General features: G+C 71.0%; 5 protein-coding genes. 2 read left to right on the plus strand and 3 right to left on the minus strand.

Annotated elements, in window-relative coordinates:
• A partial coding sequence (locus BKE38_RS25870) for a Bug family tripartite tricarboxylate transporter substrate binding protein (RefSeq protein WP_076960089.1) occupies positions 1-900 on the plus strand: 900 nt, incomplete at its 5' end.
• A gap of 3 nt (positions 901-903) precedes the next feature.
• On the opposite strand, the gene BKE38_RS25875 is transcribed toward BKE38_RS25870, so the two are convergent.
• The 3 genes from BKE38_RS25875 to BKE38_RS25885 form a co-directional block, all read right to left on the minus strand.
• The gene (locus BKE38_RS25875) at positions 904-3,000 is read right to left on the minus strand and encodes a TonB-dependent receptor (RefSeq protein ID WP_076960090.1); all 2,097 of its coding nucleotides are present in this window, start codon (positions 2,998-3,000) and stop codon (positions 904-906) included.
• Between the two features lie 45 nt (positions 3,001-3,045).
• The gene (locus tag BKE38_RS25880; RefSeq protein WP_076960091.1) at positions 3,046-3,303 is read right to left on the minus strand and encodes an IclR family transcriptional regulator domain-containing protein; all 258 of its coding nucleotides are present in this window, start codon (positions 3,301-3,303) and stop codon (positions 3,046-3,048) included.
• Between the two features lie 729 nt (positions 3,304-4,032).
• The gene (locus BKE38_RS25885) at positions 4,033-5,682 is read right to left on the minus strand and encodes an alpha-amylase family glycosyl hydrolase (protein ID WP_207553678.1); all 1,650 of its coding nucleotides are present in this window, start codon (positions 5,680-5,682) and stop codon (positions 4,033-4,035) included.
• A 280-nt stretch (positions 5,683-5,962) separates the two neighbouring features.
• On the opposite strand from BKE38_RS25885, the gene BKE38_RS25890 reads away from it, so the two are divergent.
• Positions 5,963-8,200: amylo-alpha-1,6-glucosidase (locus BKE38_RS25890; protein WP_076960092.1), on the plus strand; the 2,238-nt coding region annotated here is incomplete at its 3' end.

Here is an 8,200-nt window from a genome sequence, read left to right on the forward strand (position 1 = left end):
CTCTGGACCCCCACCCGCCCGATCCGCTTCGTTGTCGGCTTCGCCCCCGGCGGCAGCACCGACACCGCCGGCCGCATCCTGGCCGAGGCGCTGGGCGGCCCGCTCGGCCAGCCGGTGGTGGTGGAGAACCGCGTCGGCGCCGCCGGCAATATCGGCTCGGAATTCGTCGCCCGCAGCGCGCCCGACGGCTACACCTACGTGGTGGCCTCGGTGGGGACGCATGCCACCAACCAGTTCCTCTACCCCGAGATGGGCTTTCACGTGGTGAAGGACTTCTCGCCCGTGTCGCTGACGCTGCTCAATGCCTGCGTCGTGGTGGTGCATCCCTCCACCCCCTACAAGTCGATCGCCGAGCTCGTCGCCTTCGCCAAGGCCAATCCGGGCAAGATCAACCTGGGCACCGCCGGCCCCGGCAGCTCGCAGCATTTCGGCGCGGCGCTGTTCGAGCAGCAGGCCGGGGTGAAGTTCACCCATGTCCCCTATCGTGGCGGCGCGCCGGCCATCGCCGACCTGGTCGGCGGGCGGATCGATGTGGTCTTCACCCCCATCGTCGAGGCCATGGCCTTCGTCCAGAGCGGCCAGCTGCGGGCGCTGGGCGTCACCCGCCAGGACCCCTCGCCCAGCCTGCCCGGCGTGCCGCCGGTGGGCGAGACCGTGCGCGGCTATGTCTTCAACACCTGGCAGGGCATCTTCGCCCCCGCCCGAACCCCGGCGCCGATCGTCGCCGGCATGGCCACCGCCATCGCGACGGTGCTGCGCCAGCCCGCGACAAAGGGGCGGCTGGAGCAGCTCGGCTACCAGCCCGTCGGCAGCACGCCCGAGGAATTTGCGACTTTCCAGCTCGCCGAAGTGGAGAAGGCCGGCGAGCTGGTGCGCATCTCGGGCGCGACCGCGCAGTAGCGTTCAGAAGGCGAGGCTGGCCATGAAGCGGATAGCGCGGCCTGGCAGCAGCACCTCGTCCTTCTTGAAGGAGGCCGAGTTGCGCATGTCGCGGTCCAGCAGGTTGCTGCCGACCACGGCCAGCGTCAGCGCGCGATCGGCATCCAGCGCCGCGGTATAGGCGATGCGGGCATTCAGCAGCTCGTATCCCTTGGTCGAGGTCTCCGCCTCGGCCACGCGGTTCTGGTCGAAGGCGTGCAGATAGTCGATGCCGGTGTTCCAGCCGCCGCCGCGCCAGAAGACGCCGCCGCCCAGCCGGTGCGGCGGGATGCGCGGCAGGTTGCCGCCGCCCGAGAATTCGGCGCGCACGAAGTCATAGCGCGCCGAGACCCCGAACTGCCCGGCGCCGAGGCGGAACAGATCCTGCTCTGCCTTGGCCTCGACGCCGTAGAAGCGGGCGTCGCGCTGGCCATAGGCGGATTGCATGAACTCGCCGTCGCTGCCCGTTGAGCACGACGCGAACTCCTCGCCGCACGAGTTCCCTGTCAGCGCGTGATAAATAAAACCGTCGAAGTGGGAGAGGAAGGCGCTGGTGTCGAAGCGGAAGCTTCCCGTCTGCCGCGCCAAGCCCAGCTCGGCGCTGACGGCCCGCTCCTTGCGCAGCCCGGGATCGCCGATGTCGAAGGTGCCCGAGGCGTCATGCGCGCCGCGGGAGAACAGCTCGGCGGCGCTGGGGGCGCGCTCGGCATAGGCGCCGGTCAGCCGCGCCTGCATCGCCCAGGGCAGGTCTTGCAGCAGGCCCAGGCTGGCGCTGACCGGCGCGAAGTTGCGGCGGCGGCCACTGTTCTCCAACTCCTGGTCCGCCTCGGCCGGCAGCAGCCCGCCGGAGAAGTCGGCGGTCTCGCCGGTGATGCGCACAGCCTCGATCCGCGCGGCGGCCTGCAGGCGCAGGGTTGGCGTCAGCCGCATCTCCTCGAACAGATAGGCGGCATAGCGATCCGTCCGCGCCGGCGGCAGGAACTCCAGGAACTCGCCGGTGGTGCGCAACCGCTCGCGCTCGATCGAGACGCCCAGCGTGCCATCCAGGGGACCGATCCCCGTGACGATCGGCTGGTGCTGCAGCTCCAGCCGGCCGTCCCAGGTCATGTTGCGGAAGCCGCCATGCACGACCGGGCCACCCTCGGCATGGGCGTGGTCTTCGCCTTCCTCATGCTCCTCATGCTCGCGGCCGATCTCCTCGTGACGATACCGGGAGAAGCCGAGCCAATAGGCGATGCTGCGGATCGGACCGGAGGACGGGCGGTATTCGCCACGGCTGGCCCAGCGCGTCTGCTCCAGGTCGATGGCGGTGCCGAGCTCGGCCTCCTCGCCGCCCGGGATGCCGTAGAGGCTGCGGAATCGCGAGATCGAGGTGCCGATGAAGCCTTGCTCGCCGATGTAGCTGAGGCCCATCGCCTGCCCGTCGCTGCGGACAAAACTGTTGGCCTGGGCGCCGCCGCCAGGCAGGCGGTAGTCATGGTCCTTGCGGCCCGAGACGTCGCCATGCAGCACCCAGTTGCCGGCGCGGACATCGGCGCTGGCGCCGCCGTCCCAGCCGCGGCTGCCGCTGCTCCTGCCGCCGCTGACGCGGCCCTGCACGTCGCGCTCGGGCAGCGCGGTCGGGATGCGGTTGTTGATGGCATTGACCACGCCGCCGATCGCCTGCGAGCCCCAGCGCAGCGAGGCCGGGCCGCGGATCACCTCGACCCGCTCGGCCGCCCAGGGGTCCAGCGGCGGCGCATGGTCTTCGCCATAGGCCGAGACGTCGCCGGCGGCGAAGCCGTTCTCCTGCAGCCGCACGCGGAAATTGTCGAGGCCGCGGATGATCGGCCGGCTTGCCCCGGGGGCGAAGCTGGTCGCCGCGAGGCCAGGCTCCTGCGCCAGCAGTTCGGCCAGGCTGCGGCTGCCGGCCTCGGCGATGGCGGGCTGGTCCAGCGTGGTCAGCGGCACGAAGCTGCCGGCCTGGCCGGTCTGCACCGGGCTGGCGGTGACCGAGACCGTCGGCAGAGTCGCAGCCTCCTGGGCAAGGCCCATGCCCGGCAGCAAGGCGACGGTGGCAGTGAGGAACAGGCGGCGGGTCATGGCGGCAAGGCTCCGGAAGGCGGCGCCCAGGCTTAGTTTGGTATGTTATACCATACTAATTACTTTTCCTTCATGTTCGCCCAGCGTGCCGCAGGCCTGGGAGATCGACGGCGCCGCCTCCATCGCCCGCGGGCCGTGGCGTCGCGCCACCGCCTCCGGCGTGACGCGGGAGCGCAGCGCGGCCATGTTGATGGCGCCGAGCGGCCTGCCGCGCCCGTCGCGGATGGCGGCGGCCACCGCGGTGTCGCCGGCATAGATTTCCTCCACCGTGGCCGCGAAACCGCGGCGTGCCGCCAGCGCCACCTTTCTCCAGCCGCGGCTCCATCTCCCAGACGGTCGCATGCGTCAGCGGCCGGCGGCCGGAGGCGGTCAGGATCGCCCGCGCCTCGGCGCTCGGCATGGCCTGTGAGGCATCGACCCTGCGGGAGAATCCGGGTCTCTCGCGCCCGGTGAACCGCCATGCGGCCGCGCGCCACGTCGCTGCGCTGGCTTGAGCGACAAGAAGAAAAGGCGTCGTAGGACATCGGGTCTGCCCGCAACGTCCTGATGACCACCATGGCGCAGGCGTGATTCATGGGCCTTCGGTATGCGGCGCCATGGTCTGCCCGACGATCGGTGGGAGCGGATCAAGGATCTGCTGCCAAGCCGGGCAGGCCGCGGAGGCCGCCCCGCCTGGACAACCGGCGCCTGGTCAACGCGACCATCCTGCGGGCGGATCAACACGGCGCGGCGGCGAACAAAACTGCGCCGACGAAGCCATCGGCTGCGCGAAGCGGACTGAGGAGCAAAAACCACGAACGGGTCGGCGCGCCGGGCCATCCGATCAGCTTGCGCCTGACGCCGGGCCGGGCGCATGACATCAGCAGCAGCGACGTGCTGCTGCGCCCGGCCGGCCAGACCGCAGCCATCCTCCCCAAGCGCCGTCGCCCGGTGCTCCGACAGGCGAGCCGCCAATGTCCTCGCCAGCGTCCACGCTGCCGCCATCTCTCTGTGGCTGGTCTGAGGGCGGGCCCTCTTTCCCCCGGCCCTTCTTTATACTTTCTCAGACTTGCGGATGGTGACCTCGGCCGTCTCCAGCGTGGCGAAGAGCGCGCCATAGGCCGGCAGCTCGGCGTAGCCGTTGTCGACCGTCCCGCCAAAGTCCGGGCCGAGGCCGGCCTCGGCGTTCAGGGCGCAGCGCTGCGGCGTGTCCGACAGGTTGAACAGCGCGACGATGCGCTGCCCGGCATAGTCGCGCACCAGGCCCAGCAGCGGCGCCGGCAGGTCGAGCCGCTGCTGGCCGCCACGGACCAGGGCCGGATGGGACCGGCGGAAGGTGAGCGCCTGGCGCCAGAGGGCCAGCAGGCTGGTGGCGTCGTCATTCTGCCGGTCAACGGCCAGGCCGCGGTGCGGCGCCGGCACCGGCAGCCAGGGGGTGCCGGTGGTGAAGCCGGCCTCGGGGGCCTCAGCCTGCCACGGCATCGGCGTGCGGCTGCCGTCGCGGCCGCGGAATTCGGGCCAGTAGGTCAGGCCGAAGGGGTCGCGGATCTGCTCGAGGGTGAGCTCCGCCTCGGGCAGGCCGAGCTCCTCCCCCTGGTAGAGGCAGAGGCTGCCGCGCATCGACAGCAGCAGCGCGACCAGCAGGCGGGCGAAGCGCGGGTCGGGCGAGGCGTCGCGGCCGGCCGGGTTCCAGCGGGTGACGGCGCGCTCGACATCGTGGTTGGAGAAGGACCAGCAGGGCCAGCCTTCGCCCTCGGCGCGGCCATCGGCCTCGGCGAGCAGGGCGGAGGCGATGGCGTGGTCGAAGCCGCCGCGCAGCGGGCGCAGCGTATAGGCCATGTGCAGGTGCCGGTCGCCGCTGCTGTAGCGGCGGACGCGGTCGAAGGCGCCGTCCTGGCTGGACACCTCGCCCAGGGTGGTGGTGCCGGGGTAACGGTCGGTCAGCGCGCGGATGCGGGCCAGGACATGGTCGATGCCCGGCTGCAGCATGTCATGCTGATGCGTCTGCAGGCCGAACAGCTTGGCCGGCGTCGGCCCGCTGAAGGGACGCGCCGGGTTGGGGCGCAGCGCCGGGTCATGCGCCAGGAAGTCCACCGCATCGAGGCGGAAGCCGTCGACGCCGCGCTTCAGCCAGAACTCGCCCACCGCCAGCAGGGCATCAAGCGCCGCCGGGTTGTGCAGGTTCAGGCTGGGCTGGGTGGAGAGGAAATGGTGCAGGTAGTACTGGCGGCGGCGCGGCTCCCAGGTCCAGGCGCTGCCGCCGAAGACGCTCAGCCAGTTGTTCGGCGGCGTGCCGTCGGGCGAGGGATCGGCCCAGACATACCAGTCAGCCTCGGGGGCCGCATGGCCGGTGCGGCTGCGGCGGAACCAGGGATGCTGGTCGGAGGTATGGCCGCCCACCAGGTCGACCAGCAGCTTCAGCCCGCGCGCATGCGCCGCGGCCAGCAGCCGGTCGAAATCCTCCAGCGTGCCGAATTGCGGGTCGACCGCCAGGTGGTCGGAGACATCATAGCCGAAGTCGCGGCCGGGCGAGGCGTAGAAGGGGCAGATCCAGATGGCGTCGACGCCGAGAGCGGCGATATGGTCCAGATGCCGCTCGATGCCCGGCAGGTCGCCGATCCCGTCGCCATTGCTGTCGGCGAAGCTGCGCGGATAGACCTGATACAGCACCGCGCCCCGCCACCAATCCGCTCCAGCCACCATGCAATCGGTCCTTACGCTCCGGTCCTCGCGACCTTGTTTCCCTGCGGGCAACAAGCCTGGACGGAGCCATGGCGCGTTGCTCGCGTTTTCGTGATAACATTAGATAAGTTAAAATTGGCTGGAATTTGGCGGTTCCGGGGCGTCTCCGGGACAGTGGGTGACGATGTGTCACCCGGATGCATCAGCGGAGGCTCGGCCTTACACTCCGTGATGGAGGGCGGCCTTGACCAAGCGGTGACCCGTCACGAGGGATAAGGGACGACGACGCAGGAGACGCGGCATGGACCTGACCCCCGCCGAAGGGCCGCAAATCGACGAGGCCGGCTTCCCGGTCGCCGCCACCGCCTCGCTGCAGGAAGGGCGGACCACCACCCTGAAATTCGGCGACAGCTTCGCGCTGGCCGACCATGCCGGGGAGCTGCTGGGCGGCGCCGCCGGGCTGTACCACGGCGACACCCGCCACCTGTCGCGCTTCGCGCTGCGGCTGAACGGCACCCGGCCGATGCTGCTGAGCGCCGCCCTGCTGGAGAACAACGCGGCGCTGGGCTGCGACCTGACCAATCCCGACCTGCCGCCGGCCGAGGCCGGCGCCGCGCCGGTGCCGGATGACCGCCTGCACCTGCGCCGCAGCCGCTTCCTGTACCAGGGCGCCTGGTTCGAGCGGCTGGCGATCCGCAACTTCGACCAGGTGGCGCATCGCATCCGGCTGGAGCTGTCCTTCGCCGCCGATTTCGCCGATCTGTTCGAGGCGCGCGGCGCCCGGCGGAAAGCACGTGGCCAGATGCACCGCCCGGCGCTGCAGCGCGACGCGGTGACGCTGGCCTATACCGGGCTGGACGGGCAGCTGCGGCAGACCCGCCTGCGCTTCGACCCGGCGCCGGACCAGCTGGAGGGCAGCCATGCCAGCTACCTGGTCGACATCCCCGCCGGCGGGCGACGGGCGCTGTTCATCGAGATCCGCTGCGCCGGGACGGCCGCGCCCTGCAGCCCGCGCATCGCCTTCGGCCAGGCGCTGCGCGACGGCCGCCGCTGGCTGCGCCGCCATGTGGCCCGCCACGCCCGGATCGACAGCAGCAACGACATCTTCAACGAGGCGATGCGGCGCGCCGGCGCCGACCTGACCATGCTGACCACCGAGACGCCGCAGGGCCCCTACCCCTATGCCGGCATCCCCTGGTACAGCACCGCCTTCGGCCGCGACGCGCTGATCGCGGCGATGCACACGCTGTGGTACGATCCTTCGCTGGCGCGCGGCGTGCTGGGCTTCCTGGCCGCCAACCAGGCCACCGAGCTCGACCCCGCGACCGAGGCCGAGCCGGGCAAGATCCTGCATGAGACGCGGCAGGGCGAGATGGCGATCCTCGGCGAGGTGCCGTTCCGCCGCTACTACGGCAGCGCCGATGCCACGCTGCTCTTCGTCATGCTGGCGGGCGCCTATCTGGACCGCAGCGGCGACGTGACCACGCTGAAGGCGCTGTGGCCGAACATCAAGGCGGCGCTGGCCTGGATCGACCAGTACGGCGACAGCGACGGCGACGGCTTCCAGGAATACAGCCGCAAGCGCGCCGACGGGCTGCTGAACCAGGGCTGGAAGGACAGCCACGACGCCATCTCCCATGCCGACGGCCGGATGGCGGAAGGCCCGATCGCGCTGGTCGAGCTGCAGGCCTATGCCTATGCCGCCTGGCAGGCCGCCGCCCGCATCCTGACCCGCTTCGGCGACAGCGCCCGCGCCGCCGCCCTGGAGCAGCGCGCGGAAGAGCTGCGCCAGAAATTCGACGCCGCCTTCTGGGACGAGCAGCTCGGCACCTATGTGCTGGCGCTGGACGGCGAGAAGAAGCCGTGCCGCGTGCGCAGCTCGAATGCCGGCCACGCGCTCTTCGCCGGCATCGCCCTGCCGCAGCGCGCGGCGCGGGTGGCGCAGACCCTGCTGGACCCGTCGCATTTCTCCGGCTGGGGGATCCGGACGCTGGCCTCGGGCGAGGTGCGCTACAACCCGATGAGCTACCACAACGGCTCCGTCTGGCCGCACGACAACGCGCTGATCGCCGAGGGCTTCGCCCGCTACGGCCTGCATGCCGAAGCCGCCCGGGTCTTCACCGCGATCTTCGACGCCGCCTCCGCCGCCGAGCAGCGCCGGCTGCCGGAACTGTTCTGCGGCTTCCCGCGCCGCGCCGGCGAAGGCCCGACGCTCTACCCCGTGGCCTGCGCCCCCCAGGCCTGGGCGGCAACCACGCCCTTCGCCCTGCTGCGCGCCTGCCTGGGCCTTGGCTTCGATCCCGCCAGCGGCACGGTGGAATTCGACAAGCCGGTGCTGCCGCGATTCCTCCAGAGCCTGACGCTGCGCAACGTGACACTGAACCACGGGCATCTCGACATCGCCCTGCAGCGGGTCGATGGCGAAGTGGCGATGCATGTCATCGGGAGGGCGGGGGGGCTGCAGGCGGGGGGGAGGAGCAGATCTGGCTCTTATACCCATCTGACGCTGCCGCAGATCTTACGCGGGTGGAGTCAGGGG

The sequence above is a fragment of the Teichococcus deserti genome (genome assembly GCF_001982615.1).
Lineage (GTDB): Bacteria > Pseudomonadota > Alphaproteobacteria > Acetobacterales > Acetobacteraceae > Pseudoroseomonas > Pseudoroseomonas deserti.

Coding starts and splice junctions, on each gene's coding strand:
- BKE38_RS25875 (WP_076960090.1), bottom strand. CDS start 3,000: ATGACCCGCCGCCTGTTCCTCACTGCCACCGTCGCCTTGCTGCCGGGC.
- BKE38_RS25885 (WP_207553678.1), bottom strand. CDS start 5,682: ATGGTGGCTGGAGCGGATTGGTGGCGGGGCGCGGTGCTGTATCAGGTC.